Origin of the sequence: Streptomyces kronopolitis (genome assembly GCF_014646275.1) — a bacterium.
Taxonomy (GTDB): Bacteria; Actinomycetota; Actinomycetes; order Streptomycetales; family Streptomycetaceae; genus Streptomyces; species Streptomyces kronopolitis.
The window spans coordinates 1-23,762 of sequence record NZ_BMND01000058.1 but is presented as its reverse complement, the minus strand read 5'-3'; the positions used below and the strand labels follow the sequence as shown (position 1 = coordinate 23,762).

Sequence of the window (23,762 nt, the reverse complement as noted above, 5' to 3'; positions counted from 1 at the left end):
GTGCGCGCGGCCTCCGCGGCGGCCCCCGCCGCCCTTCCGGGGCCGGGCCCGCCGGTCCCGCGCCGGGCGAGTTCCAGCACCGCGGCGGACACCCGGGCGACCGCGTCCGGCACCTGGCGGAAGCTGGGGAAGTCGTTGATGTCGACGACCACCGGGCCGTCGGGCCCCAGCAGGATGTCGACGCCGTAGAGGTCGAGGCCGAAGACCTCGCCGATCCGGGCCGCGATCCGGGCGACCTCGGCGGTCAGCGGCACCTGGCGTTCGCGGACGGCGTGCGCGGGGTGCAGGGGCGAGCAGCGCTCGGTGGCGTACAGCTCGCCGGCGACGCTGTAGACCTTCAGGTCCGTACCGGAGTTGGGGACGTAGGGCTGGGCGATGAGCAGCCCGCCGCCGTCCCCGTCCGGGGCCGCCGCGCCGGGCGCCGCGGGCTCCCGCAGCCGCTCCGGGCCCGCCACCAGCCGCACCGCGCGCCCGGAGCTGCCGTCCGCGGGCTTGACCACGAGCGGGAACTGCGCCGCGGGTATCTCCGCGAACTCCTCGGCCCGGGCCGCCGCGTACGTCACGGGGACCGGCAGCCCCGCATCGCGGGCGATCACCGCGGCCAGCGCCTTGTCCCGCACCCCGCGGATCGCCCGGACGTCGTTCACCGTCGTCAGCCCGGCCGACGCCGCGGCCTCCAGCAGGGTCAGGCCCGGGCCGCCGGAGACGGTCTTGAGGACCCAGGCGTCGTGGCTGCCCGCCCGTATCTCCTCGGACAGGGATATCAGCGAGCGGCCGGGCCACCGCACGTCCACCTGGTGTCCCCAGGCGCCGAGTTGGCGGATCACGTCCAGGGGCATGCCGTCGTGGCGGTACTGCTCCTCCACCAGGAAGCAGAGTCTCATCGGGGCACCCTCGTCATCGCCGCACGTCCGTCCACCGTCCGTCCGGCAGATCCATGACGCACCAGGATCCCATGCGGGGCCCGGGCAGCGCCGTGGGCCCATGTGCCCGGTGGCCGGAATCGCTACCGTGAGGCCACCGCCACCGGGCGGACCGGGCAGCACGCAGCGGGACCGGATGCAACGGGAGGTCCAGTGACCCACAAGGCCGCACCCTTCGACGAGCTCGACCGCAAGATCATCGCGGCGCTGATCGACAACGGCCGGGCGAGCTTCGCGGAGATCGGCGGCGCGGTCGGACTGTCGGCCACCGCGGTGAAACGGCGGGTGGACCGGCTGCGCGAGAACGACGTGATCACCGGCTTCAGCGCCACCGTCCGGCCGTCCGCGCTGGGCTGGCTGACCGAGGCGTACGTCGAGGTCTACTGCGACAGCGCCGCCCCGCCCCGCCGCCTCGCGGAGGTGGTCCGCAACCATCCGGAGATCGCGGCGGCGATGACCGTCACCGGGGGCGCGGACGCGCTGCTGCATGTGCGGGCGAACGATGTCGAGCACTTCGAGGAGGTGCTCGAACGGATCCGGGCCGAGCCCTTCATCCGCAAGACGATCAGCTACATGGTGCTGTCCCACCTGCTGCCGGACAGCCCGGAGGCGGGGGCCCGGGGCCCTCTCGATCAGGGAGGCGCAGACATCGTGCAGAAATAGCCATCTACACGCAGCATTCCTGCACGAGCACGCAGCATTTGTCGCTTGTTGCCGGAATCCCCTGCTCCGTACCGTGGAAACACCCCAGGTGACAACCCTTTACGGTCTGTCAGGGCAGGAGCGGAGGGATGTTTCTGTGTCGACGAGTCGTGTTTCGAGCCCGCGGCGCTTTCTGGTCTGCGAGCCCCGGCATTTCGATGTGCGGTACGCCATCAATCCCTGGATGCGCACGGACGCACCGGTGGACACCGCGCTGGCGGCCCGCCAGTGGGAGGCGCTGACCGCCGCCTACCGCGCCCACGGGCACACGGTGGAGGCCGTGGCGCCGGTGCCCGGGCTGCCCGACATGGTGTTCGCGGCGAATTCGGCCCTGGTGATGGCCGGGCGGGTCTTCGGCTCGCTCTTCCACGCGCCGCAGCGGCGGCCGGAGTCCACCGCGTACGAGACGTGGTTCAAGGCCGCCGGCTTCGACGTCTACCGTCCGGAGTCGGTGTGCGAGGGTGAGGGCGATCTGGTCCCGGCGGGCCCCTATGTGCTGGCCGGCACCGGCTTTCGCACCACGCCCGCCGCCCATCAGGAGGTGCAGGAGTTCTTCGGGGTGCCGACCATCAGCCTCCAGCTGGTGGACCCGCACTTCTACCACCTCGACACCGCGCTCTTCGTGCTCGACGAGGAGAACATCGCGTACTACCCCGAGGCCTTCTCGCCTGGCTGCCGCGAAGTGCTCGCCCGCCTCTTCCCGCGGGCGGTGCTCGCCGACCGGGACGACGCCATGGCCTTCGGGCTCAACTCCGTCTCCGACGGCCGCCATGTGTTCATCGCCCCGCAGGCGACCGGCCTCATCGGCCGGCTCACCGACCGGGGCTACGTCCCCGTCCCCGTCGACCTGTCCGAGTTCCACAAGGCCGGCGGTGGCATCAAGTGCTGCACCCAGGAGATCCGCTGATGACCGCTCCCACCCGTACCGCCCCGGTGCTCGCTCCCCGTTCGTCCGCGGAGCTGATCCAGGCCGAGGGCCCGGTCCTGGCGCACAACTACCACCCGCTGCCCGTGGTGGTCGCGCGCGCCGAGGGCGTCTGGGTCGAGGACGTCGAGGGGCGCCGCTACCTCGACATGCTGGCCGGCTACTCGGCGCTGAACTTCGGCCACCGGCACCCGGCGCTGATCGACGCCGCGCACCGCCAGCTGGATCAACTGACCCTCACCTCCCGCGCGTTCCACAACGACCGGCTCGCCGGCTTCGCCGAGGCCCTCGCCGGACTGACCGGCCTGGACATGGTGCTGCCCATGAACACCGGCGCCGAGGCGGTGGAGAGCGGCATCAAGGTCGCCCGCAAGTGGGCCTACGACGTCAAGGGGGTCCCGGCGGACCGCGCCACGATCGTGGTGGCCGGCGGCAACTTCCACGGCCGGACGACCACCATCGTGGGCTTCTCCGACGACGAGGAGGCCCGCGCCGGCTTCGGCCCCTTCGCGCCCGGCTTCCGCACCGTCCCCTACAACGACCTGGCCGCGCTGGAGGCGGCCGTGGACGAGACCACGGCCGCGGTGCTGATCGAGCCGATCCAGGGCGAGGCCGGCGTCCTCATCCCCGACGACGGCTACCTCACCGGTGTGCGCGAACTGACCCGCCGGGCCGGCTGCCTGTTCATCGCCGACGAGATCCAGTCCGGCCTGGGCCGCACCGGCACGACCCTGGCCGTCGAGCACGAGTCGGTGGTCCCCGATGTGCTCCTGCTGGGCAAGGCCCTCGGCGGCGGCATCGTCCCGGTCTCCGCGGTCGTCGCCCGCCGCGAGGTGCTCGGCGTGCTCGGCCCCGGCCAGCACGGCTCGACCTTCGGCGGCAACCCCCTGGCGGCCGCGGTCGGTTCGGCCGTGATCGAGCTGCTCGCCACCGGCGAGTTCCAGCGCCGCGCCGCCGAACTCGGCGAGCGGCTGCGGACCGGCCTGGCCGCGCTGACCGGCAAGGGCGTCACGGGCTTCCGCTCCCGCGGCCTGTGGGCGGGCGTGGACGTCGACCCCGCACTCGGCACCGGCCGCGAGATCAGCGAACGCCTGATGAAGGAAGGCGTACTGGTCAAGGACACCCACGGCTCGACGATCCGCCTGGCCCCGCCCCTGACCATCACCGCCGACGAACTGGACGCGGCCCTCGGCTCACTGGCCCGGGTACTGATCTGACCCGCGCCCCTCCCCGTCCCGTGACCGCCGGGCAGACCCGCACCTGGGTCTGCCCGGCGGTTCGCTGAGAAACCCGCCCCGGGTCCCGTGAAAACACCCCCGGGACGCCCTCCGACGGCCGCCGGGACGCGGCGGCACCCCTGCCGCGCCCCGGCCCCGCCCCGCCGCCGCGGCGGCCCGCACGCCCCTCCCCACAGCCTCCCGCCACACTGCCTGACCTGGGCTTTCACCCCCTCCAGGCCTACCATCGAGGCACCGGGAAAGGGGACCTGATGGACCGCCACCTGCGCACCCTCGACGATGTACTCACGCTCCTGGACGGCCTGTTCGCACCGGAGGCCGACCGCTGGACCGCCGACGCCGCCTCCTGGTGGGACGGCTTCTACGCGGACCGCTCCAAGCCGGTGCCGTTCTTCGCGGCCAAGCCCGACGAGAACCTCGTCTCCTGGCTCGACCGCGGGCTGCTCACCCCGGGGCGCGCCCTCGACCTGGGCTGCGGCCCGGGCCGCAACGCGCTCCACCTCGCCGCCGCGGGCTTCGAGGTGGACGCGGTCGACCTCTCGCCGGCGGCCCTCGCCTGGGCCCGGGACCGGGCCGCCGAGACCTCGTCACCGGTCCGCTTCCTGCGCGGTGACGCCTTCGCCCTCGCCGGCACCGCACTGCGCGGCCCGTACGACCTGATCTACGACTCCGGCTGCTTCCACCATCTGCCGCCGCACCGCCGCCCGGGCTACCTCGCCCTGCTCGACCGGTGCCTGGCCCCCGGCGGCCACTTCGCCCTCACCTGCTTCGCGGCCGGCGCGATGGGCTCCGAGCTGGACGACCGCGACTTCTACCGCGGCCGCGGCCTCCAGGGCGGCCTGGCCTACACCCCGGAATCCCTGCGCCACCTCTTCGCCGGCCTGACGGAACGCGTACTGCGCCGCATGCACGACGAGCCCCCGGACTCCCCGCACTTCGGCGAGCCGTTCCTGTGGACGGCGCTGTTCCGGCGCGACGAGCTGCCGTAGCCGTCCGCCGGCCCGCGCTCACCCGGTGATCGAGGCCCGGAAGTGGTACCGGTCGCCGCGGAAGACCGCCGCGGTCAGCTCCAGGGGCTGGCCGTTCTGGTTGAAGGCGAGCTGGGTGGCGACCAGGACGGGGGTCGCGTCGGTGATCTCCAGCAGCCTGCCCTCCTCCTCCGTGGGGTGCCGGGCCTCCACCGAGTAGTCGGCGACCTTGGGCAGTTGGGGCGGGTCGGCGCGGCGGAGACTGGCGAACAGGGTGTCCTTGGTGAAGTCGGTCTCCGCAAGCTGCGGGCACAGCCCGAGGGGCAGCCGGTTGTGCTCCAGCACGACGACGATGTCGTCGAGGAAGCGGAGCCGGCGCATCTCGAAGAGGGCGGCCCCCGGGGTGACGCGCAGCAGTTCGGACTCCTGGACGGTGGCCGCCCGGACCCGGGATTCCAGGACCTCGTCGCGAAGCCGGAAGCCGTACTGCTCGGCGTAGTCGGCGAAGCCCTGCACCGTCTGGCCGCCCCCGGGAGCGGCGGACGGCCGGGGGGACGGGACCGCGCGCTCGTAGCCCTGGGCGAGGAACCATCCGCGGGCCGGCGCGGACTCGATGATGTCGCGCTCGGCCAGTTCACCGAGCGCGCTGCGCAGGGTGACGCGTGAGACACCGTACCGGCCGGCCAGCAGCCGTTCGGACGGCAGGCGGTCCCCGGGCCGGGCGCCGCCGGCGGTGATGTCGTCCAGGAGGCGACCGGCGATCCGGGAGTACAGGGGCAGGGAGTCGCCGCCCAGGAGGCCCTGCGGGAGAGCGTTGTCCGATGGCATACCAGACATATACCAGTTTGGTGCATGCCAGTTCAATACCAGAAACGGGCCATTGACGACCAAAGTGCATACCAATAGCATGCCGATGTCGTTTCCGGAGGCATACGTTCCGATTTGGGCCGCGCGCTCTTCGGTGAACCTTGGAGCGGATCATGTGGAACCCCTTGGACGCAGTGGTGCGGGACCAGAAGGCGGGTGAGCCACGCGGCATCACCTCCGTGTGCTCGGCCCACCCGCTGGTCATCGAGGCAGCCGTGCGCCAGGCGCGCGCCTCGGGAGGCCCCCTGCTGGTGGAGGCCACCTCCAACCAGGTCGACCAGTACGGCGGGTACACCGGCATGCGGCCGGACGACTTCCGCGCGCTGGTGCACGGCACGGCCGCCGCACACGGTCTGCCGCCGGAGCGGATCGTGCTCGGCGGGGACCACCTGGGACCGAACCGGTGGCGCGCACAGCCGCCGGAGCAGGCGATGGCCGAGGCGGACGCCCTCGTCGCGGCGTATGTCCGGGCCGGCTTCACGAAGATCCACCTCGACTGCAGCTTCTCCTGCGCCGGCGACCCCGCACCGCTGACGGACGAGGTGGTCGCCGAGCGCACCGCGCGCCTGGTGGCCGTGGCCGAGCGGACCGCGGGCCGCTCCGCCGCCGCCCTGCGCTACGTCATCGGTACCGAGGTGCCGGTGCCCGGCGGGGCGCACGAGACGCTGGAAGGCGTGGCGCCCACCAGCCCCCGGGCCGCCCGCCGCACCCTGGCGCGCCATCGCGACGCCTTCGCGGCGCACCGCGTCGCCGGCGCCTGGCCCCGGGTGAGGGCCCTGGTCGTGCAGCCGGGCGTCGAGTTCGACCACCGCCAGGTCGTCGACTACCGGCACGAGCGGACGACCGAGCTGCGGGACGTGCTCGCCGGGGAGCCGCACATGGTCTTCGAGGCCCACTCGACGGACTACCAGACCGCCGAGGGGCTGGCCGCCCTGGTGGCGGACCACTGGGCGGTGCTCAAGGTGGGCCCCGGTCTGACGTTCGCGCTGCGCGAGGCCCTGTTCGCCCTGGCCGCCATCGAGGACGAACTCGTCGACCCGCAGGCGCGGTCCGGGCTCCCCGAGGTGGTCGACCGCCGGATGCGCGACGACCCCGCCGAGTGGGCGGGGTACTACGAGGGGGGCGCCGCCCAGCAGCGGCTGGCCCGGCGCTACAGCTACAGCGACCGCGTGCGCTACTACTGGCCCGACCCCGAGATCGCCGCCGCGCAGGACCGCCTGTTCGCGCACCTCTCGGCCCTCGACATCCCCCTTCCCCTGCTGAGCGCCCATCTGCCCGACCAGTACCGGCGGGTGCGGTCCGGGGACCTGACCACGGCGCCCCGGGAACTGGTCGTCGACCGGATCCGGGACGTCCTGCGCGACTACGACCGCGCATGCCGCATCCGAGACGAGGAGTACGTGTGACCACCTCCCTTCCCCACGCGTCGCCCCGGGGCGACGGGGCCGACCACACGGTCGCGGAGATCGCCCAGCAGCCCGCCGTGTGGCGCGAGATCGGCGCCGACCTCACGGCCGCACGGGCCGAACTGGACGCCTTTCTGGGCCCGTTGCTCGCCGAGCGGGAGCTGCGGATCGTCCTGACCGGAGCCGGGACCTCGGCCTTCGCCGGGGAGGTCGTCCGGGCGGCACTGGCCCGGACCACCGGCCGGCGGGTGGACGCGGTGTCCACCACCGACATCGTCGCGGACCCCCGCGCGGCCTTCCCGGACGACGTGCCCACCCTGCTGGTGTCCTTCGCGCGCTCCGGGGACAGCCCGGAGAGCGTCGCGGCCACCCGCCTCGCCGAGCAGGTCCTGCACCGCGTGCACCACCTCGTCCTCACCTGCAACAGCGACGGGCAGCTGGCCCGGACGCACCGCGCGCACGCCGCGTCGCACGTGCTGCTGATGCCGGCCGCGGCCAACGACCGCGGCTTCGCCATGACGTCGAGCTTCACCGGCATGCTGGTGGCGTGCCTGCTCGCGTTCGGCGCACTCGACACCGGCGGCGTCGAGGCGTCGGCCGCGGCGGCCGAGCACCTCACGGCAGGGGGCCTGGACCGGGCCATCGACACCCTGCTGGCCCGCCGGCCCGAGCGGATGGTCTACCTCGGCAGCAGCAGCGCGCTGAAGGGCCTGGCCCACGAGTCCGCGCTGAAGCTGCTGGAGCTGACCGGGGGCGCGCTCGTCGCGTCCGCGGAGTCCGCGCTGGGCTTCCGGCACGGCCCCAAGTCGGTGCTGACCGCGCGCACGGCCGTCCTCGTCTACGTCTCCAACGACCCCTACACACGCCGCTACGACCTCGACATCCTCGCCGAGCTGCGCGCGGACCTGGCACCCGGCAGCGTCGTGGCCGTCACCGCGTCCCTTGACGGGCTGCCGGAAGACGGCAGTTGGCTGCTGCCCGGGCTCGCCGACGCCGACGACACCGCCCTGGCCCTGCCCGCCGTGCTCACCGCGCAGCTGATCGCGCTGCGGTCCTCGCTGGCGCACGGCATCCGGCCCGACAACCCGTTCCCGTCGGGGGAAGTGAACCGCGTGGTGCGGGGCGTGACCGTGCACCCGCTCCCCGGGGGTCGGGACGACCTCGCGTAACCGCGTCCCGGAAAGCCGAACGGAGGAACAATGATGTTTCTGGGTGTGGACGGCGGAGGCACCAAGACGGCCTTCTGCCTGATCGACAGCACGGGCACCGTCCGGGCCCGGGCGCTGGGTGACGGCGCCTACTACTTCGCGGACCAGGCCGCCGGCGGCGTCGACCACGTCGTACGGGTCCTCGAACGGGGCATCGGCGCCGTGACCGGGGCCGCCGGCCTCACCCCCGCGGACATCGACCACGCGTTCCTGGGCCTGCCCGGGTACGGCGAGGTCCCCGGTGACCTCGCCGCGCTGGACGCCGCCCCCGGCCTGGTGCTGGGGCACCGGCGCTACACCTGCGACAACGACATGATCTGCGGCTGGGCCGGTTCGCTGGGCGCCGTGGACGGGATCAACGTCATCAGCGGCACCGGCTCGATGGCGTACGGCGAGCGGCGGGGCCGCGGGGTGCGCACCGGCGGCTGGAGCGAGCTGTTCAGCGACGAGGGCTCGGCGTACTGGATCGCCGCCCGGGCGCTGAACCTCTTCTCCCGGATGAGCGACGGCCGGCTGCCCGAGGGACCGCTCGCGGACCTGCTGCGCCGCCACCTCGCGCTGACCGCGGACCTCGAAGTGATCGACATCGTGCTCAACCGCTGGCAGGGGCACCGCAGCGAGATCGCCGCGCTGACCCCGGTGGTGGTCGAGGCCGCCGGGGCGGGCGACGGCGCGGCCGCCGCCCTCCTCACCGAGGCCGGCGGTGAACTGGCCCTGCTGGTGGACAGTGCCCGGCGCCGGCTGGGCTTCTCCCGTGACGAGACGACCCCCGTCTCCTACTCCGGCGGGGTCTTCCGCTCGGCCCTCGTGCGCGACGCGTTCACCGCCGCGCTCGGGAACGGCGCGGCCGCGTACGAGCTGCGCCACCCCCTGTTCGAACCGGTGGTGGGCGCCGCGCTCTACGCGGCCAAGCTGGCCGGCACCCCTCTCGGCACCGAGGCGCTGGCCGCCCTGCGCGCCGCCTCGGACCCCACCACCGCGGAGGTCGGCCATGACGACGCGTGACAAGAACAGCTGGATCCTCTGGGCGGGACTGCTGGTGCTGTTCTGGGGAGTCTGGGGCGCGTTCTCCAGCCAGCCCAGCGACCGGTACGGCTACCCGAACGAGATGATCTACGTCATCTGGGCGTTCACCATGCTCGTCCCGTGCACGATCGCGCTGCGCCGCGGACGGTTCGACCGCCGCCCGATCGCCGCGGTGTACGGGCTCGCGGCCGGACTCACCGGAGCGGGCGGCCAACTCCTGCTGTTCCAGGCGCTGTCCAACGGCCCCGCGTACCTGATCTTCCCCGTGGTCTCGCTCTCGCCGGTGATCACCGTCCTGATGGCCGTCGCGCTGCTCCGCGAGCGGATCGGGAAGCTCGCCGTCGCCGGGGTGATCGCCGCCCTGGTCGCCATCGTGCTGCTCAGCATCCCGGCGGGCGCCGGGGGTTCGGTCGCCACCGGCTCCTGGCCGGCGCTGGCCGTGCTCGTCTGCGTGGCCTGGGGATCGCAGGCGTTCTTCATGCGCAAGGCCGCGCTCGCCGGCGTCAACGACGCCACCACGTTCGGCTGGATGACCCTCAGCGGGCTGCTCCTCGTGCCGGTCGCCGTCCTCATCATGGGCGGGCTGCCCGACGCCCCCTGGCAGGCCCCGGCGCTCACCGCCGGCACCCAGATCCTGAACGCCGTGGGCGCGCTGTTCCTGGTGATGGCGCTCAGCCGCGGCAAGGCCAGCGTCGTCGCACCGATCACCAACGCCCTGGCCCCGGTCCTCACGATCGTGCTGTCGCTGCTGATCTACCGGACGCTGCCGACGATCTGGGCGACGGTCGGCATCGTGCTCGCCCTCGGCGGATCGACGCTGATGGTCTACGCCGACGAGAAGCGCGGGGACGCCGCCGGGCCCACGGAGCCGTCGGCCGCCGGCCCCTGAGCCGCCGCCCGCCGACCGCCCGGCCCCGCGTCGGGCCTTCCCCGTACGAGGAGTACGCCATGCCCCTGGTCCCCACCACAGACCTCGTCGGCCGCGCCGCCGCCGGGCGCGGCTGCGTCGCCGCCTTCAACGCCATCACCCTGGAGCACGCCGAGGGCATCGTGTCGGGCGCCGAGACCGCCGGCCGGCCGGTGATCGTGCAGATCAGCGAGAACGCCGTGCGCTACCACGGCGGCCGGCTCGCGCCCCTCGCGCTGGCGGCCGCCTCGCTGGCCCGCACGTCGGCGGTCGGCGTCGCGCTGCACCTCGACCACGTCACCGACGTCGGCCTGCTGCACCAGGCTGCCGCCACCGGCTTCTCCTCCGTCATGTTCGACGCCGGGGCGCTGCCCTGGACCGACAATCTCGCCGCCACCGCCGCGGCGGCACGGTGGGCGCACGAGGCCGGCCTCTGGATCGAGGCCGAACTGGGGTACGTGGGCGGCAAACCCGACTCCCCCGCGAGCGCGCACGCCGACGGGGTCCGCACCGACCCCGCGGAGGCCGCCGACTACGTGGCGCGCACCGGGGTGGACGCCCTGGCGGTCGCGGTGGGCAGCAGCCACGCCATGACGCGACGGTCGGCGCACCTGGACCACACGCTCATCGCCCGCCTCCGGGAGGCCGTCCCGGTCCCGTTGGTGCTGCACGGCTCGTCCGGGGTTCCCGACGCGGAACTCCGCGCCGCGGTCCGCGCCGGCATGACAAAGATCAACATCGGCACGGCGCTCAACGTCTCGCTGACCCACACCGTCCGCGACGTACTGCGCGAGGAGCCGGCGCTGACCGATCCGCGCCGCTACCTCGGCCCCGCCCGGGACGCCGTGGCGGCCACCGTGCGGGACCTCCTCACCGCGCTGGCGGCCTGACCGGGCGGGGCCGCCGCACCGCACGGGACTACGCCGTTCCGGCCCGCCGCAGCGCCCACACCTCCGGTGCGCCGAGGTCGTCGTAGAGGCGGTCGCGCTGGTCGGGGCCGAGGGTCGTGGAGACCGCGGCGAGGGTGGCGCCGGCCTGCTCCGGCGCGCCGTCGACGACCTCGCGCACGATCGCCGCACGGTCCGCCGGCGGCAGGGCGGGCAGCATGCGCCGCAGGTCGGTGAGCGCCTCCTCGGGGGTCTGCGAGGAGTGGAAGGCGTCGAACACGGCGCGCAGTTCCTGCTCGCTCGCGGACTGCCACAGCGCCGGCATCGCGACCGTCTCCTCCAGGTGCAGATGCGCGAGATAGGCGCTGATCACCTCGCCGAGTGCCAGGTAGAGCGCGTGCCGGGCGTCCGGCAGGGCGTCGGCGGCGGTGCCGGGCAGCGCCCGCGCCCGCTCGTCCAGCGCGGCGAAGGTCGCGTCGAGACGGACGTGCTCGGCCTCCAGCGCGTCGGCCGCCTCCGGTGCCCGCTCCCGGAGCAGCCGGTGGATGTAGGTGTCCTCGTGGTCGGCGTGCTCGCGCAGTTCCTGCGTCATGGCGAGGCAGCGGTGCGCCTGCTCGGCGGCGGCACCGCCCCGGGACATGTCCGCGGCGCCGAGTTCGACGGCGAGCGTGAACAGCCGCGAGCGCTGCCCCATGTGTACGTTCCGGTAGAGATCGGTTCTGGGCATGGCCTGTCCTTCGGGTCGCCTTTCCCGTACGATGACAACATGTTGCTTCACTAGCAATATGTTGTCAATAGGTGCCAAGGGGTGCCAAGAGAGGTGGCGTGCCATGCCGAACGAGGTGCCGCACACGGTGCCGGACGAGACCGCCCTGCTGATCGCCGATGTCTTCGAGGCGGCCGGGGCCCTGCGGCGGCTGGGCGAGCAGACCGCCGCCGCGGAGGGGCTCACCCAGGCCCGGTGGCAGCTGATGAGCGTGGTCTGCGAGGACCCGCTCACCGTTCCGCAGGCCGCGCGCCGCCTGGGCGTCAGCCGCCAGAACATCCAGCGGGTCGCCAACGACCTGGTGGCGTTCGAACTCGCCGCGTACGCGCCCAACCCGGATCACCGCGGCTCGCCCCTGCTGGCCCTGACGCCACGCGGCGCCGAGGCGCTCGCCCGGGTGACCGACCGGGCGACGACCCTGCACCGCACGCTCTTCGCCGACCTGCCGGACGAGGAGATCGCGAGCACCAGGGCCTCGCTGCGCCGGCTGCTGACCGCACTCGACCGCCATGAAGGGGCGGCGGGCAAGCGCTAGCCGCCCGCGGCGAGTTCACCGGTTCCCGGCCGTCCCACCGACGAAAACAGTGTGTGCATCGGGCAACCGGTTGACAGGCTGGGGGCATGACTCGCGAGCACGCCCCCGATCCCGACTCCTGCGACGCGCCCCCGGCGCCGGGTTGGAGCACCACGCCCCTCACCGCGGACCTGCTGCGCGGCGCGCTCGATCTGGAGCGGACCGCGCACGGCCTGCTGCCGCACCGGCTGCCGGCCCGGGCCCGCGCGCAGTGCGACGACGGCCAGCTGGCCTCGGCGGAATCCCAGGCCTCGGGTGTGCGGCTGGTGTTCCGGACCCGGGCCACCGCCGTCGAGCTGGACACGCTCCGCACCAGGATCGAGTACCGGGGCGCCCCGCCGCGCCCGGAGGGCGTCTACGACCTGCTCGTCGACGGCCAGCTCACCGGCCAGGGCGGCACGGCCGGCGGAAACGTCCGGCTGGTGGACATGACCACCGGGTCCGTGGACTTCCAGCCGGGCCCGCCCGGCACCGTGCGGTTCGGCGGTCTGCCCGAGCGGCTCAAGGTCGTCGAGATCTGGCTGCCGCACAACGAGGTGACCGAGCTGGTCGCCCTGCGCACCGATGCCCCCGTCGAGGCCGTGCCGCAGGGGGACCGCACGGTGTGGCTGCACCACGGGAGTTCGATCAGCCACGGGTCGAACGCCGCGAGTCCCACCACGACCTGGCCGGCGCTGGCCGCCTCCCTCGGCAAGGTGGAACTGATCAACCTGGGCCTGAGCGGCAGCGCCCTGCTCGACCCCTTCACCGCCCGCGCCCTGCGGGACACCCCGGCGGACCTGATCAGCATCAAGATCGGCATCAACCTGGTCAACGCCGATCTGATGCGGCTGCGCGCCTTCACCCCGGCCGTGCACGGGTTCCTCGACACCATCCGCGAGGGACACCCGGACACACCGCTGCTGGTTGTCTCCCCGATCCACTGCCCCGTCCACGAGGACACCCCCGGCCCCAGCCTCCCGGACCTGAGCAATCTCCGCGGCGGTGAGCTGCAGTTCCGGGCAGCGGGGGATCCCGCGGAGCGGGCCGCGGGGAAGCTGACGCTGGGCGTCATCCGTGCCGAGCTGGACCGGATCGTGCGGCAGCGGGCGGCCGAGGACCCGCACCTGTCCTACCTCGACGGGCGCGACCTCTACGGCGAGGCGGACCACGCCGAACTGCCGCTGCCCGACGGGCTCCACCCGGACGCGGCCACCCACCGCCGCATCGGCACGCGCTTCGCCGACCTGGCCTTCCGCGTCGGCGGACCGCTCGCGGGCCCGGCCGCCTGAGACGCCCGCGCGCCGGCCGAAGCACCTCGGCGGGGGCCGAGGCGCCTCGGCCGGTCAGCGGCAATCCGCGGTCAGCGGGCCAGCCCCGCCTGGGCGAGCGCGCTGCCCACCATGTCCGCACAGTGGTTCAGCTTGTTCCGGATCCGTACCGTGGCGGCCGGGGCACCGGTCGTGGCGGCCAGTCCCAGACCGTTGGTCTCGGCTTCCATGACCAGCCGGTCGCCCTGTACGGACAGGCTCATGCAGAGCCGGCCGGTGAAGAGCTTGCTGCGGACCTCACCCTCGCCCTCGCGCACCTCCGCGCTGCTGTTGGTCTGCGGCACCCAGTGGTAGCCGTGCCGCTCCAGCGCCGCGCGGGCGACGCCCAGGGCCTCCTGCGGCGCAGCTCCCGGCGTCAGTGATATTTCTCGATTGCGCACGAACCCTCCGTCTGCTGTCAGCTCCGCCTGCGAATTCACTCGTATCATGCGATGCCGCTTTTCGCGCCGGGGCGTGCATTCCGAGAATTCTTCAGGACTCCGCAGAAACATGCGACCTCGAAATTCTGCTCTCGACATCCCGCTCGCGAAATCCCTGGTCCCGGAACTCTGTCAACCCGTCATGCACCGCATGCTGCTTACCGGCGGGCAGGAGAAAGTCGCCTGCGGCAGGGGCGTTCGGTGGCACACTCCGGCGAGTCGGAGGTCGGGCGTCCGGGGCACCGATCCCGGCTGATCTCACCGCGACCGGAGGCTCCGCACGCCTTCCGGCTCCTTTCGAAGCCTACGGTGCGACTCCTAGGTGATTCCCTAGAGCGGGCCGGTGAACAATCCAGGCGAGCGCAGCTTGCCTGGATTGCGCAATTCGCTCTGCACACCCGGCCGGCTGCCCCTCTTCACTCCGAACGCAGAGGAGATCGGCATGCGCAAAAACGTCCGGCGGCTCACCCTGGTGGCGGCGATCGGCGGCCTCGGCCTGCTCGCCGTCCCCGTGCAGTCCGCGGCGGCCGCCACCCCGGCATCGGCGTCGGCGGGGACCGCCCGCGTGGAGTGCGCCATGTCCTGGAAGGGCGGATCGACGGTCACGTACTGGGCCGACGCGAGCCAGGGCTGCTGGGTCGGCGGCACGGTCATCGCCACCAGCCCGTAACGGCAACGCACCGGTCCGGCCGCACACTTCGGGGCTCCCCGCTCCGCAGGTCTCCCCGGCCCACCTCCCCACCGGCCCCTCCGCACCGGCCCTTCCCCGCCACCCGGTACGGAGGGGCCGGTTCCGCATTACCTCCGCCAGGCCGTGGACGACAATGCGACACCCCGTGGACGGAACGACCCTTTCCACGGACCGGCCAAAAAGGCCACCCGGAATCCGCACCCGCAATTCACTCCGCTCTCCGCGCGTTTCCGGCGGACGCGCCCCGCGGCCACAACGCGCCGTGATCCCCCCATAGGCCATCGCCCGCCGGAGCGCTATGGTCGTTTCACCAGGAACGTAACGGGGGAGGGCCGCCGCCGATGGCACAGGACGATGCCGTGATCGGCTGTACGGGAGTGCTGTTGATCGGCACACGTGGAGCCGCCGGTCCCGGTGAGGTCCTGGTGCGGATCAGGGGCGGCACGGAGGCCTTTCTCGCCTGGTCCGCCGAGCCCCTTCCGGTAGGGGCCACCGTGCTCGTGATCGAGTCCCGTGGCAGTCGCCAGGTCGACGTCATGGAGTGGGCGGATCCGTTGGACGCGTTGCCCGGCGATGCCGGCGACGCCGGTTGAGGAGACGAAGGATGTTCGGTTACCGCGTTCCTGCCCCCGATCAAGCGATGCTGATCTCGGGAGGCAGGCGTGGACAGGGGGGCGCGCCGTTCCGAGTGGTCACCGGACACGGCAAATTCGTGCTGCCGGTCTTCCGCAAGGTCCGCTTCCTGACGCTGGCCATGTGCGAGGCGGAGGTCTCGGAGACCTGTGTGACCCGGCAGGGCATCGCACTGACGGTGCGTGCCGTGATCGCGTTCAAGGTCGGCAACGACACCGAGAGCGTGGTCAACGCCGGCCAGCGGTTCCTGTCCGACCAGGACCAGATGTCGGTGCTGACCGGCCGGATCTTCGCGGGTCATCTGCGCTCCATCATCGGCTCGATGACGGTCGAGGAGATCGTCACCGAGCGGCAGAAGCTGGCCACCGAGGTCCTGGAGACCTCGAAGACCGAGATGGCGAAGATCGGTCTGATCGTCGACTCGCTGCAGATCCAGTCGATCGACGACGGCGAGACCGGCTACATCGAGGCGATGTCCGCCCCGCACAAGGCCGCCATCCAGCGGCAGGCGCAGATCGCCCAGGCGCAGGCCACCCAGGCCTCGGCCGAGGCGGAGCAGGAGGCCGTCCGCAACCAGGCGGAGTACTCCCGGCAGACCGCGGTGGTCCAGGCCGAGTACGCCGCCGAGGTGGACCGCGCCAAGGCCCGGTCCGCGCAGGCCGGTCCGCTGGCGCAGGCCCACGCCCAGCAGGAGGTCCTCGCCGCCCGGACCGAACTCGCCGAGCGCGCGGCCCTGCTGCGCCAGCAGGAGCTGGTGGCCGAGGTCGTCAAGCCCGCCGAGGCGGAGGCCGAGCGCATCCGGCTGCTGGCCCTGGCCGAGGCCGAGCGGATGAAGATCCAGGCCGAGGCCGCCGCCTCGCACGACCGGGTGGCCCTGGACCGGATGCTCATCGACCAGCTCCCGCAGATCGTCAAGGAGGCCTCCGCGGGCCTGGCCAACGCCAACGTCAACGTCCTCAACGGCACCGACGGCCTCGGCGAGATCGCCGCGGGCCTGGTCGGCCAGGGTCTGACCATCCTGGACTCGGTCCGCCGCAACCTCGGCACCCCCGAGGCGGACCACTCCGCCGACCGCAACGGCACCACCGGCAAGGACAACGGCCACAGCGGCCGCGTCGAGATCGAGTGACACCGGACGGGGTGGGGCCCTGCCCCACCCCGTTCACCCTCCACCTGCTCAGGCCCGCCGGTGCTTCTCCCGGGCGTGCGCCACCAGATGGTTGAGCACGGCGACGGTGGTGGCGATGTCGGCGTCGTCGAAGCCGGCCAGCGCCTCGTGCAGACCGGCCTGGCTGGTCTTCTGCAGCCGGTTGAGGATGGCCTTGCCGTGCGGGGTGATCGCCACCTTCCGGGCCCGGCGGTCAAGGGAGTCGGGGGTCCGGGCGACCAGGTCCTGCGACTCCAACTGGCCGATCTGGCGCGTGACATGGGGCGGTTCGACCATCAGCAGGTCGGCCAGATCGCCGACCCGGCTGACGCCCCCGCTGCCCTCCAGGGCCATCAGCAGCCACAGGTCGGACCGTGCCGCGGTGACCCCCGCCTGGGCGGCCTGGCGTTCGTGCGCCCGGGAGCGGGTGAGCAGATAGGACAGCGTGGCCAGCACTCTTTGCAGTGCGGCAGTGGGGTCCTGGTCTCTTCCGGGGTCCGGCATGCAGGCACTTTAGCCGTCCATAGGACACCGGAAACCCCGCTGCGCCGACCCGCTCCGGGCCGGGCCTCCGCTCGGTTTGAGCCAACCTCGGACGGCTCGCGATCTCCCCTTCCCTCCCCCGTCCGGGGTGAGTTAGCGTTCCCTTAGTTGCTTAACTTAGGTAACTACTTAGGTCCCTCACCGCTCAGGTCCATCAGACGGTCCAGCAGACCCTCAGACGGTCCCGGCAGACCCTTCGAGGAGTGGCGCCACCCGCACCGACTGCCACGGCAGCGCCGTGACCCGTACGTGGAAGGACCCGCCGTATGACGACCGCAGAACGCATCGACACGGACCCCGGCACCGAGCCGGGCACCACCCTCCCCGCACTCGGCCTCCCGGCGACGCGAGCCGCCGGCTGCCCCTTCGACCCGGCACCCGGCGTCGAACGGGCCCTCCGGGAGGAGCCGGTCACCCGGGCGACGCTGTGGGACGGCTCCTCCTGCTGGCTGGTGACCCGGCATCAGGACGTACGGCAGGTCCTCGGCGACCCGCGGTTCAGCGCCGACGCGACCCGCCCCGGATTCCCGTTCTTCACCGCCGGCGGGCGGGAGGTCATCGGCACCGACCCGACCTTCCTGCGCATGGACGACCCCGGGCACGCCCGGCTGCGCCGGATGCTCACCGCGGACTTCATGGTGAAGAAGATGGAGGCGATGCGCCCCGAGGTGCAGCGCCTGACCGATGAGCTGCTCGACCGGATGACCGAGGGGCGCGGCGCGGCCGACCTGGTGGCCGAATTCGCGCTGCCGCTCCCGTCGTTGGTGATCTGCCTGCTGCTCGGCGTCCCGTACGAGGACCACGAGTTCTTCCAGCGGCACAGCGGGATCCTGCTCAGCCTCCGCTCGACCCGCGAGGAGGTACGGGCCGCGCAGGACGAGCTGATCGGGTATCTGGTCCGGCTCGCCGACGCCAAGCGGGACCGGCCGGACGACGCCATCATCAGCCGGCTGGTCGCCCGCGGTGATCTGACCTCGGCCGAAATCGCCGCGATGGGACGGCTGCTGCTGATCGCCGGCCACGAGACCACGGCCAACATGACCGCGCTGTCCACGCTCGTCCTGCTGCGCAACCCCGACCAGCTGGCCCGGCTGCGCGAGGACCCCTCGCTGATCAAGGGCGCGGTGGAGGAGCTGCTGCGCTATCTGACGATCGTGCACAACGGCCTGCCCCGAGTCGCCACCGAGGACGTCCGCGTCGGCGACGTCACCGTCCGGGCCGGCGAGGGCGTGGTGTGCACCCTCAACACCGCCAACCGCGACGAGGACGCCTTCCCCGGGGGCGGCGGCCTCGATGTCGGCCGCGACGCCCGCCGCCATGTGGCCTTCGGCTTCGGCATCCACCAGTGCCTGGGCCAGCCGCTCGCCCGGGTGGAACTCCAGATCGCCCTGGAGACGCTGCTGCGCCGGCTGCCGGGACTCCGGCTCGACATCCCCTTCGAGGACGTCCCGTTCCGTCACGACATGGGGATCTACGGGGTGCACGCGCTGCCCATCGCGTGGTGAACCGCGCCGGGGGCCGGCCGGAACCGACCGGCCCCCGCCGCACCTCTGTCCTCCCGTCACCACCCGTCCGCCCCGGCCCCAGGACAGCCGGGCAGTCCGACCAGGAGAGAACCATGCGCGTGCTCATCGACCAGGACAAGTGCTGCGGCGCCGGAAGCTGCGTGCTGTCCGCGCCCGACGTCTTCGACCAGCGGGACGAGGACGGCATCGTCGTCCTGCTGAACGCCGAACCGCCCGCCGCGCTGCACGAGGCGGTCGAGGAGGCGGCGGCGATCTGCCCGGCCGCCGCGATCACGGTGGAGCAGACCGAGCGGGTCTGACGCTCCCCGCCGGACGCGCGGGCCCGCGGTCCGCGCTCCGGTCGGCGGTGCGCGGCCCGCGGGCCCGCGCCCTGGGGGCTGCCCTCAAGACCCTTACGGCTGCGGCACCAGCCCGTCCTCGACCAGTCCGGCCAGCACCGCCTCGCCCAGCGCCTGCACCGCGGACTGCGGCCGCACCATCACCGTGAACTCCTTGATCCGGCCCGCCTCGTCGAACTGCAGCAGGTCGATGCCGTGGATCTGCTTGCCGCGCACGGTGGCCCGGAAGATCAGGATCGTCGACTCGGCGGTGCCGCCGTCCGCGCCCGCCGCCGTCTGCGCGCTGCCCGCCAGCTCGCCGACGTAATGGAAGTCCTCGAAGGTGCGCAGCAGCACCCCGAACAGCCCGAGCACCATCGGCCGCCCCTCGAACGGGGTGAACTTCACCGGGCTGTAGAGGCGGATGTCCTCGGTGAACAGCTCGTCCAGCGCGCCCAGTTCCCGTGCCTCCACCGCCGCCTTGAAGCGGTCCGCGGTCGTCCCCATCAGTTCCTCCTCGCCTCGGCCGGGCAGCGAACCGGCCGGGACCGGACGTGGTCCCGGCGCTCGGCCCCCGCGCTCCCCTAGTCGCGACTATGATTAGTCATATTCTTGAGTATGGGAAGGGGTGGCCGGGGAGATGGCTCTCAAGCACGCGGTGCTGGCGGCGCTGCTCGACGGCGAGTTCAGCGGCTATCAGCTGGCCAAGGCGTTCGACATCGGCGTCGCCAACTTCTGGCACGCGCTGCCGCAGCAGCTCTACGCGGAGCTGACCAGGCTGGAGGCGGAAGGGCTGGTCGCCGGCCGCCAGGTGGTGCAGGAGACCCGGCCCAACAAGCGGCTGTTCCGGGTCACCGACGAGGGCCTGGCCGAGCTGGAGCGGTTCGCGGCGGCCGCGTCCCGGCCGTCCTTCATCCGCGACGACCTGCTGGTCAAGGTGCAGGCCGTGGACCGCATCGACGCGGCGCCGGTGATCGGGCAGCTCGGCGAGCGGGCCCGGATGGCCGCCGCCAAGGTCGAGATCTTCGAGCAGCTGCTGGTCCGGCTGCGCGGCGGCGCGGACGAGGCGGAGTTCCTGGCCCACGGCACGCGGATCGGCCCGTACCTCACCTGCCTGCGCGGCCTGGGCTTCGAGCGCGAGACCCGCGACTGGTGCGAGCGGATCGCCGGCGTCCTGCGGGCGCGCGCGGACGCACCGGACCGCGCCTGACGGCCCGGCGGACCACGGCCGGGGCCGCGGGGCACGGCTACGGGGCGGCGCCGGCCGGTTCCGCCACCGGCCTCCCGGCCGCGTCCGAACAACAACCGCGCGGGAGTCCCGGCCGAACTCCTTCGTGTGACAACGGACATCACGGGTCGTATGCCTGGGCACCACACATTCCGCACGGAAACGGAATGAAAGGACCTGCCCCATGCGCCTTCGCCACACCGCCGCCACCGCCGTCAGCGCCCTCGCCCTGGCACTCGCCCTGCCGGCCTCCTCCGCCGGCGCGTCCACCGGCCCCTTCACCTACGTGTACAACGACCCGGACGGCACCCCGCGCGTGAGCCTGCTGTCGGATCCGCAGAGCCGGGCCTGCCTCGCGCTGCCCGAGGTGACCGATCCGAACGTGCTGCCCGCGCACTCCCCGAAGAACTACACCTCGTCCGTCGCCACCGTCTTCACCGGCCCCGACTGCACCGGGAGTTCCTACACGCTGCGGCCCAACGGCGGCCGCGCCTCGGAGCTGCTGAAGCTGCGCTCGGTGGTCTTCTCCTGAGCCGGTCCCCCGAGCCGGCGCCGGCCGCCGACCGGACTCCTCGCGCGGCGGCGCGGTGAGCCACCGAACAGGCCGCGGGCGGGACGTCCCGGCCGCGGCCCTGTTCACGGCGGAGATCCTGCGCGACACTCACCCGGGTCGGCTGCTCCGGCGCGGCCCGATGCGCGAGTCCGGCGTCGCGGCCGCTGGGTGGTTCCGCCAGTGCCAGGCACACCATGCATAGGCTCAAGGGGGCACTGGTTCGGGCAAGCGGAACGACGCATTGTCGTTGGCATGACCCACACCTCTGTCGCCGCGTACGCCGCACCCGCCCCGAAGGCACCGCTGGAGCGGATCACGATTCCGCGCCGCGCACTGGGTGCCCACGACATCCTCATCGAGATCAAGTACGCCGGAATCTGCCACTCCGACATCCACACCGTGCGCGCCGAGTGGGGCGACGGCGGGAACTTCCCGATCGTCCCCGGCCATGAGATCGCCGGTGTGGTCGCCGAGGTCGGCGCCGAGGTCACCCGCTACCGCGCGGGCGACCGGGTCGGCGTCGGCTGCTTCGTCGACTCCTGCCGCGAGTGCGAGAACTGCCGCGCCGGGCTGCAGCAGTACTGCACCGGTGACCTGGGCATGGTCGGCACGTACAACGCGACCGGCCGGGACGGCGAGACCACCCACGGCGGCTACTCCACCCATCTCGTCATCGACGAGAACTACGCACTGCGCATACCCGAGAGCATTCCGCTGGACGCCGCCGCCCCGCTGCTGTGCGCCGGGATCACCCTCTACTCGCCGCTCGCCCACTGGAAGGCCGGCCCCGGCCGGAAGGTGGCCGTCGTCGGTCTCGGCGGTCTCGGCCACATGGGCGTGAAGATCGCGCACGCGATGGGCGCGGAGGTCACCGTGCTGAGCCAGTCGCTGCGCAAGAAGGACGACGGGCTGCGGCTGGGCGCCGACCACTACTACGCGACGTCCGACCCGGCCACCTTCGAGCAGCTGGCCGGCACCTTCGACCTGATCGTCAACACGGTCTCGGCCGACCTGGACCTGAACGCCTACGTCGGGCTGCTGCGCACCGACGGCACCCTGGTGCAGCTCGGCGCCCCGGAGCGTCCGCTGCCGGTCGCGCCGTTCGCCCTGATCCCGCAGCGCAGGTCGATCGCCGGCTCGATGATCGGCGGCATCCCCGAGACCCAGGAGATGCTCGACTTCTGCGGTGAGCACGGGCTGGCCGCCGACATCGAGGTGATCTCCGCGGACCGGATCAACGAGGCCTACGAGCGGGTGCTGGCCAGCGATGTCCGCTACCGCTTCGTGATCGACGCGTCCACGATCTGAGCCCCGCACCCCCGGTACGACCCCGTTGTACGGCCCCGCCCGGGGCGGCCCGCGTGCCGCCCCGGGCGGGGCCGCGCGGCATCCGGGAAGTTTTTCCGCCGCCACCGGCAACCCCGGCCCCGGCCGCACGTCGTGACGGGTGAGGGCGCCTCCCGGGCGCCACCCCGCCGACGAACGTGGAGCAGCCGACCGTGAAGTCCACCCGTACCCCCCGCCCCGCCGCCGGATCCCGGCCGTCCGCCGCCCGCCCCCTGCCCCGCGGCGCGGCCGCCGACGCACTGCTCGCGGCGCTCGCGCTGGCCACGCTGTCGGCCGCCGCCCCCGCGCACGCCGCCGCACCCCAGCCGCGGCCCGCGCACGCCGGCCAGGCCTCCGCGACGCCCACTACGGACGGGAACAGCCCGACGCCCCCGCCGGCCACGCCCGGTCCCTCCGCGCCCCCGCGGCCCAGCGCCTCCCCCACCTCCCCCGGCCCGCGGCCGAGCAGCACCCCCGCCCACCCGGGCCCGCGGCCCTCCAGCACCCCCGCCCACCCCGAGGCCCCGACCGCCCCGCCCACTCCTTCCCCCTCTTCTCCGGGCGGCAAGGGCCGCGAACTCGCCCGCACCGGGGCCTCGTCCGGCACCACCATGGCGCTCGGCGGCAGTGCCGCCGCCCTGATCGCCGCGGGCGGCGGCACCGTCTACGCGCTCCGCCGCCGGCGCGGCTGAACCCCTCGCCCGGCCGCCGCGTCCCGAGGAAGTGATGGAGTTCTCCGCCGGTTCGCCCCTCGCCCCGGTACGGTTCGCCGTGCCGGGGCCCCGGCCTGCCCTGTGGCGGTGGCTGCTGCGCACCGTCCGCCCGGTGGCCGCCCGCCGCGACACCCCGTACGCCGGACGCCCGGGCGGGCACCCGGCGCACGGCGAACCGCCCGGCGCCGGCGCCCGGTTGTCGGGCGGCCATGCCCCCGCGCCGCCCGACCCGGCGCCGACGATCAGCGAGCTGTACCACGCCCACCGGCTGGCCATGGTCCGGCTGGCCGTGCTGCTCGTGGACGACCGGGCCACCGCGGAGGACGTCGTCCAGGACGCGTTCGCCGCGCTCTACAAGCGGCACGGCGAACAGCTCGGCGAGGTCGACAACGCCCTGGCCTATCTGCGCACCGCGGTCGTCAACGCCGCCCGCTCGGTGCTGCGGCGCCGGCGCACCGCGCGCAACTACACCCCGCCGCACGAGGCGGACGCCCCGTCCGCCGAGGAGCGCATCGTGCTGGACGAGGAGCATCGGGAGGTGCTCGCCGCGCTCGGCGGGCTGACCGCCCGCCGCCGTGAGGTCCTCGTCCTGCGCTACTGGGGCGAGCTGACGGAGGCGCAGATCGCGACGACGCTGGGCATCAGCCGCGGCGCGGTGAAGTCCCTCGCCAGCCGTGCGCTGGACTCGCTGGAGAAGATCTTGGAGGCGCGGTCATGAACGGCTCCGGCACGGGCACCGATCGCACCGGGGGCCTGCCCGGCGACCGCGGCGACGGCCCCCCGCCCCCCGGCGGCACGGGCCCCGCACCCGGCGGCGCCGCCGCGCACGGCCCGGTCGAGGAGCGGCTGCGGCAGGCCCTGGCGGCCCGCGCCGAGAGCATCGGCATCCGGGACCTGCGGCCCGCCGCACCCCCCGGGCCGCACCTGCGCCGCGGCCGGCTGTCCGCCCTGCGCCGGCC

General features: G+C 73.3%; 27 protein-coding genes and 1 pseudogene. 22 read left to right on the top strand and 6 right to left on the bottom strand.

What is annotated here, in order from left to right; all coding sequences use genetic code 11:
* Positions 1-884: ATP-grasp domain-containing protein (locus IEY78_RS32260; protein ID WP_189104411.1), on the bottom strand; the 884-nt coding region annotated here is incomplete at its 3' end.
* Positions 885-1,076: 192 nt separating this feature from the next.
* Here IEY78_RS32260 and IEY78_RS32255 point away from each other — a divergent pair.
* The 4 genes from IEY78_RS32255 (at position 1,077) to IEY78_RS32240 (ending at position 4,777) form a co-directional block, all read left to right on the top strand.
* Complete coding sequence (locus tag IEY78_RS32255; protein ID WP_189104410.1) at positions 1,077-1,586, top strand: Lrp/AsnC family transcriptional regulator; 510 nt, start codon at positions 1,077-1,079, stop codon at positions 1,584-1,586.
* A gap of 136 nt (positions 1,587-1,722) precedes the next feature.
* The gene (gene ddaH / locus IEY78_RS32250; protein WP_189104409.1) at positions 1,723-2,532 is read left to right on the top strand and encodes a dimethylargininase; all 810 of its coding nucleotides are present in this window, start codon (positions 1,723-1,725) and stop codon (positions 2,530-2,532) included.
* Positions 2,532-3,767, top strand: a complete 1,236-nt coding sequence (rocD, locus tag IEY78_RS32245) for an ornithine--oxo-acid transaminase (protein ID WP_229700309.1) — start codon at positions 2,532-2,534, stop codon at positions 3,765-3,767. Before ddaH ends, rocD begins: the two co-directional genes overlap by 1 nt.
* Before the next feature lie 272 nt (positions 3,768-4,039).
* Entirely contained in the window at positions 4,040-4,777 is a 738-nt protein-coding gene (locus IEY78_RS32240; RefSeq protein WP_189104408.1) for an SAM-dependent methyltransferase, read from the top strand.
* An 18-nt stretch (positions 4,778-4,795) separates the two neighbouring features.
* Here IEY78_RS32240 and IEY78_RS32235 read toward each other — a convergent pair whose 3' ends face one another.
* Positions 4,796-5,584, bottom strand: a complete 789-nt coding sequence (locus IEY78_RS32235; protein WP_189104406.1) for a GntR family transcriptional regulator — start codon at positions 5,582-5,584, stop codon at positions 4,796-4,798.
* A 152-nt stretch (positions 5,585-5,736) separates the two neighbouring features.
* Between IEY78_RS32235 and IEY78_RS32230 the strand changes: the two genes are divergently transcribed.
* The 5 genes from IEY78_RS32230 to IEY78_RS32210 are packed head-to-tail and all read left to right on the top strand — an operon-like array spanning position 5,737 to position 11,060.
* Entirely contained in the window at positions 5,737-7,029 is a 1,293-nt protein-coding gene (locus IEY78_RS32230; RefSeq protein WP_189104404.1) for a D-tagatose-bisphosphate aldolase, class II, non-catalytic subunit, read from the top strand.
* Entirely contained in the window at positions 7,026-8,198 is a 1,173-nt protein-coding gene (locus IEY78_RS32225; protein ID WP_229700308.1) for an SIS domain-containing protein, read from the top strand. Before IEY78_RS32230 ends, IEY78_RS32225 begins: the two co-directional genes overlap by 4 nt.
* A 30-nt stretch (positions 8,199-8,228) precedes the next feature.
* Positions 8,229-9,242, top strand: a complete 1,014-nt coding sequence (locus tag IEY78_RS32220) for an N-acetylglucosamine kinase (RefSeq protein ID WP_229700307.1) — start codon at positions 8,229-8,231, stop codon at positions 9,240-9,242.
* The gene (locus IEY78_RS32215; RefSeq protein WP_189104400.1) at positions 9,229-10,152 is read left to right on the top strand and encodes a DMT family transporter; all 924 of its coding nucleotides are present in this window, start codon (positions 9,229-9,231) and stop codon (positions 10,150-10,152) included. The genes IEY78_RS32220 and IEY78_RS32215 overlap by 14 nt, the downstream gene beginning before the upstream one ends.
* Before the next feature lie 59 nt (positions 10,153-10,211).
* A complete protein-coding gene (locus tag IEY78_RS32210) occupies positions 10,212-11,060 on the top strand; it encodes a class II fructose-bisphosphate aldolase (protein WP_189104398.1) in 849 nt (282 codons plus the stop codon).
* A 28-nt stretch (positions 11,061-11,088) separates the two neighbouring features.
* Here IEY78_RS32210 and IEY78_RS32205 read toward each other — a convergent pair whose 3' ends face one another.
* Positions 11,089-11,784 (bottom strand): hemerythrin domain-containing protein, encoded by a 696-nt coding sequence (locus tag IEY78_RS32205; RefSeq protein ID WP_189104396.1) that lies wholly within the window; start codon positions 11,782-11,784, stop codon positions 11,089-11,091.
* 103 nt (positions 11,785-11,887) lie between these two features.
* Between IEY78_RS32205 and IEY78_RS32200 the strand changes: the two genes are divergently transcribed.
* Together IEY78_RS32200 and IEY78_RS32195 are read left to right on the top strand one after the other, a co-directional pair.
* Positions 11,888-12,358, top strand: a complete 471-nt coding sequence (locus IEY78_RS32200) for a MarR family winged helix-turn-helix transcriptional regulator (protein ID WP_229700306.1) — start codon at positions 11,888-11,890, stop codon at positions 12,356-12,358.
* Between the two features lie 86 nt (positions 12,359-12,444).
* Positions 12,445-13,668: a GDSL-type esterase/lipase family protein gene (locus IEY78_RS32195; RefSeq protein ID WP_189104394.1), complete on the top strand. Its 1,224-nt coding sequence runs from the start codon at positions 12,445-12,447 to the stop codon at positions 13,666-13,668.
* Positions 13,669-13,739: 71 nt separating this feature from the next.
* Here IEY78_RS32195 and IEY78_RS32190 read toward each other — a convergent pair whose 3' ends face one another.
* Positions 13,740-14,087: a hypothetical protein gene (locus IEY78_RS32190; protein WP_189104392.1), complete on the bottom strand. Its 348-nt coding sequence runs from the start codon at positions 14,085-14,087 to the stop codon at positions 13,740-13,742.
* A gap of 481 nt (positions 14,088-14,568) precedes the next feature.
* Here IEY78_RS32190 and IEY78_RS32185 point away from each other — a divergent pair, with 481 nt between their 5' ends.
* From IEY78_RS32185 to IEY78_RS32175, 3 genes are all read left to right on the top strand, one after another.
* Positions 14,569-14,796, top strand: coding sequence for a hypothetical protein (locus IEY78_RS32185; RefSeq protein WP_189104390.1), 228 nt, complete (start codon positions 14,569-14,571; stop codon positions 14,794-14,796).
* Between the two features lie 362 nt (positions 14,797-15,158).
* A complete protein-coding gene (locus IEY78_RS32180) occupies positions 15,159-15,410 on the top strand; it encodes an NfeD C-terminal domain-containing protein (protein ID WP_189104388.1) in 252 nt (83 codons plus the stop codon).
* Positions 15,411-15,421: 11 nt separating this feature from the next.
* On the top strand, positions 15,422-16,579 hold the full coding sequence (locus IEY78_RS32175; RefSeq protein WP_189104386.1) for a flotillin family protein: 1,158 nt from the start codon (positions 15,422-15,424) through the stop codon (positions 16,577-16,579).
* 48 nt (positions 16,580-16,627) lie between these two features.
* On the opposite strand, the gene IEY78_RS32170 is transcribed toward IEY78_RS32175, so the two are convergent.
* Positions 16,628-17,101, bottom strand: coding sequence for a MarR family winged helix-turn-helix transcriptional regulator (locus IEY78_RS32170; RefSeq protein WP_189104385.1), 474 nt, complete (start codon positions 17,099-17,101; stop codon positions 16,628-16,630).
* Positions 17,102-17,406: 305 nt separating this feature from the next.
* Here IEY78_RS32170 and IEY78_RS32165 point away from each other — a divergent pair, with 305 nt between their 5' ends.
* On the top strand, positions 17,407-18,645 hold the full coding sequence (locus IEY78_RS32165; RefSeq protein WP_189104383.1) for a cytochrome P450: 1,239 nt from the start codon (positions 17,407-17,409) through the stop codon (positions 18,643-18,645).
* A gap of 113 nt (positions 18,646-18,758) precedes the next feature.
* A complete protein-coding gene (locus tag IEY78_RS32160) occupies positions 18,759-18,965 on the top strand; it encodes a ferredoxin (protein WP_189104381.1) in 207 nt (68 codons plus the stop codon).
* 93 nt (positions 18,966-19,058) lie between these two features.
* On the opposite strand, the gene IEY78_RS32155 is transcribed toward IEY78_RS32160, so the two are convergent.
* Entirely contained in the window at positions 19,059-19,490 is a 432-nt protein-coding gene (locus tag IEY78_RS32155) for a nuclear transport factor 2 family protein (RefSeq protein WP_189104379.1), read from the bottom strand.
* 133 nt (positions 19,491-19,623) lie between these two features.
* Here IEY78_RS32155 and IEY78_RS32150 point away from each other — a divergent pair, with 133 nt between their 5' ends.
* The 6 genes and pseudogenes from IEY78_RS32150 to IEY78_RS32125 all read left to right on the top strand — a co-directional run.
* Complete coding sequence (locus IEY78_RS32150) at positions 19,624-20,193, top strand: PadR family transcriptional regulator (protein ID WP_189104377.1); 570 nt, start codon at positions 19,624-19,626, stop codon at positions 20,191-20,193.
* 202 nt (positions 20,194-20,395) lie between these two features.
* A complete protein-coding gene (locus IEY78_RS32145) occupies positions 20,396-20,743 on the top strand; it encodes a hypothetical protein (protein WP_189104375.1) in 348 nt (115 codons plus the stop codon).
* A gap of 273 nt (positions 20,744-21,016) precedes the next feature.
* Complete coding sequence (locus tag IEY78_RS32140; protein ID WP_189104373.1) at positions 21,017-22,072, top strand: NAD(P)-dependent alcohol dehydrogenase; 1,056 nt, start codon at positions 21,017-21,019, stop codon at positions 22,070-22,072.
* Positions 22,073-22,263: 191 nt separating this feature from the next.
* Positions 22,264-22,782 carry a hypothetical protein gene (locus IEY78_RS32135; protein ID WP_189104371.1) on the top strand — a complete coding sequence of 173 codons (519 nt, stop codon included), beginning with the start codon at positions 22,264-22,266 and terminating at the stop codon, positions 22,780-22,782.
* Positions 22,783-22,816: 34 nt separating this feature from the next.
* On the top strand, positions 22,817-23,521 hold the full coding sequence (locus IEY78_RS32130) for an RNA polymerase sigma factor (RefSeq protein ID WP_189104369.1): 705 nt from the start codon (positions 22,817-22,819) through the stop codon (positions 23,519-23,521).
* A pseudogene (locus IEY78_RS32125) lies at positions 23,518-23,762 on the top strand (hypothetical protein); the annotation flags it as partial. The gene IEY78_RS32130 and the pseudogene IEY78_RS32125, both read left to right, overlap by 4 nt.

Excerpts from the sequence above, each read along its gene's own strand:
- IEY78_RS32235 (WP_189104406.1), bottom strand. The coding sequence starts at position 5,584 with ATGCCATCGGACAACGCTCTCCCGCAGGGCCTCCTGGGCGGCGACTCC.
- IEY78_RS32170 (WP_189104385.1), bottom strand. The coding sequence starts at position 17,101 with ATGCCGGACCCCGGAAGAGACCAGGACCCCACTGCCGCACTGCAAAGA.
- IEY78_RS32165 (WP_189104383.1), top strand. The coding sequence starts at position 17,407 with ATGACGACCGCAGAACGCATCGACACGGACCCCGGCACCGAGCCGGGC.
- IEY78_RS32210 (WP_189104398.1), top strand. The coding sequence starts at position 10,212 with ATGCCCCTGGTCCCCACCACAGACCTCGTCGGCCGCGCCGCCGCCGGG.
- IEY78_RS32160 (WP_189104381.1), top strand. The coding sequence starts at position 18,759 with ATGCGCGTGCTCATCGACCAGGACAAGTGCTGCGGCGCCGGAAGCTGC.
- IEY78_RS32230 (WP_189104404.1), top strand. The coding sequence starts at position 5,737 with ATGTGGAACCCCTTGGACGCAGTGGTGCGGGACCAGAAGGCGGGTGAG.
- IEY78_RS32180 (WP_189104388.1), top strand. The coding sequence starts at position 15,159 with ATGGCACAGGACGATGCCGTGATCGGCTGTACGGGAGTGCTGTTGATC.
- rocD (WP_229700309.1), top strand. The coding sequence starts at position 2,532 with ATGACCGCTCCCACCCGTACCGCCCCGGTGCTCGCTCCCCGTTCGTCC.
- IEY78_RS32130 (WP_189104369.1), top strand. The coding sequence starts at position 22,817 with ATGGAGTTCTCCGCCGGTTCGCCCCTCGCCCCGGTACGGTTCGCCGTG.
- IEY78_RS32205 (WP_189104396.1), bottom strand. The coding sequence starts at position 11,784 with ATGCCCAGAACCGATCTCTACCGGAACGTACACATGGGGCAGCGCTCG.
- IEY78_RS32140 (WP_189104373.1), top strand. The coding sequence starts at position 21,017 with ATGACCCACACCTCTGTCGCCGCGTACGCCGCACCCGCCCCGAAGGCA.
- IEY78_RS32200 (WP_229700306.1), top strand. The coding sequence starts at position 11,888 with ATGCCGAACGAGGTGCCGCACACGGTGCCGGACGAGACCGCCCTGCTG.
- IEY78_RS32240 (WP_189104408.1), top strand. The coding sequence starts at position 4,040 with ATGGACCGCCACCTGCGCACCCTCGACGATGTACTCACGCTCCTGGAC.
- IEY78_RS32215 (WP_189104400.1), top strand. The coding sequence starts at position 9,229 with ATGACGACGCGTGACAAGAACAGCTGGATCCTCTGGGCGGGACTGCTG.
- IEY78_RS32150 (WP_189104377.1), top strand. The coding sequence starts at position 19,624 with ATGGCTCTCAAGCACGCGGTGCTGGCGGCGCTGCTCGACGGCGAGTTC.
- IEY78_RS32195 (WP_189104394.1), top strand. The coding sequence starts at position 12,445 with ATGACTCGCGAGCACGCCCCCGATCCCGACTCCTGCGACGCGCCCCCG.
- IEY78_RS32185 (WP_189104390.1), top strand. The coding sequence starts at position 14,569 with ATGCGCAAAAACGTCCGGCGGCTCACCCTGGTGGCGGCGATCGGCGGC.
- IEY78_RS32145 (WP_189104375.1), top strand. The coding sequence starts at position 20,396 with ATGCGCCTTCGCCACACCGCCGCCACCGCCGTCAGCGCCCTCGCCCTG.
- IEY78_RS32175 (WP_189104386.1), top strand. The coding sequence starts at position 15,422 with ATGTTCGGTTACCGCGTTCCTGCCCCCGATCAAGCGATGCTGATCTCG.
- IEY78_RS32220 (WP_229700307.1), top strand. The coding sequence starts at position 8,229 with ATGATGTTTCTGGGTGTGGACGGCGGAGGCACCAAGACGGCCTTCTGC.
- IEY78_RS32155 (WP_189104379.1), bottom strand. The coding sequence starts at position 19,490 with ATGGGGACGACCGCGGACCGCTTCAAGGCGGCGGTGGAGGCACGGGAA.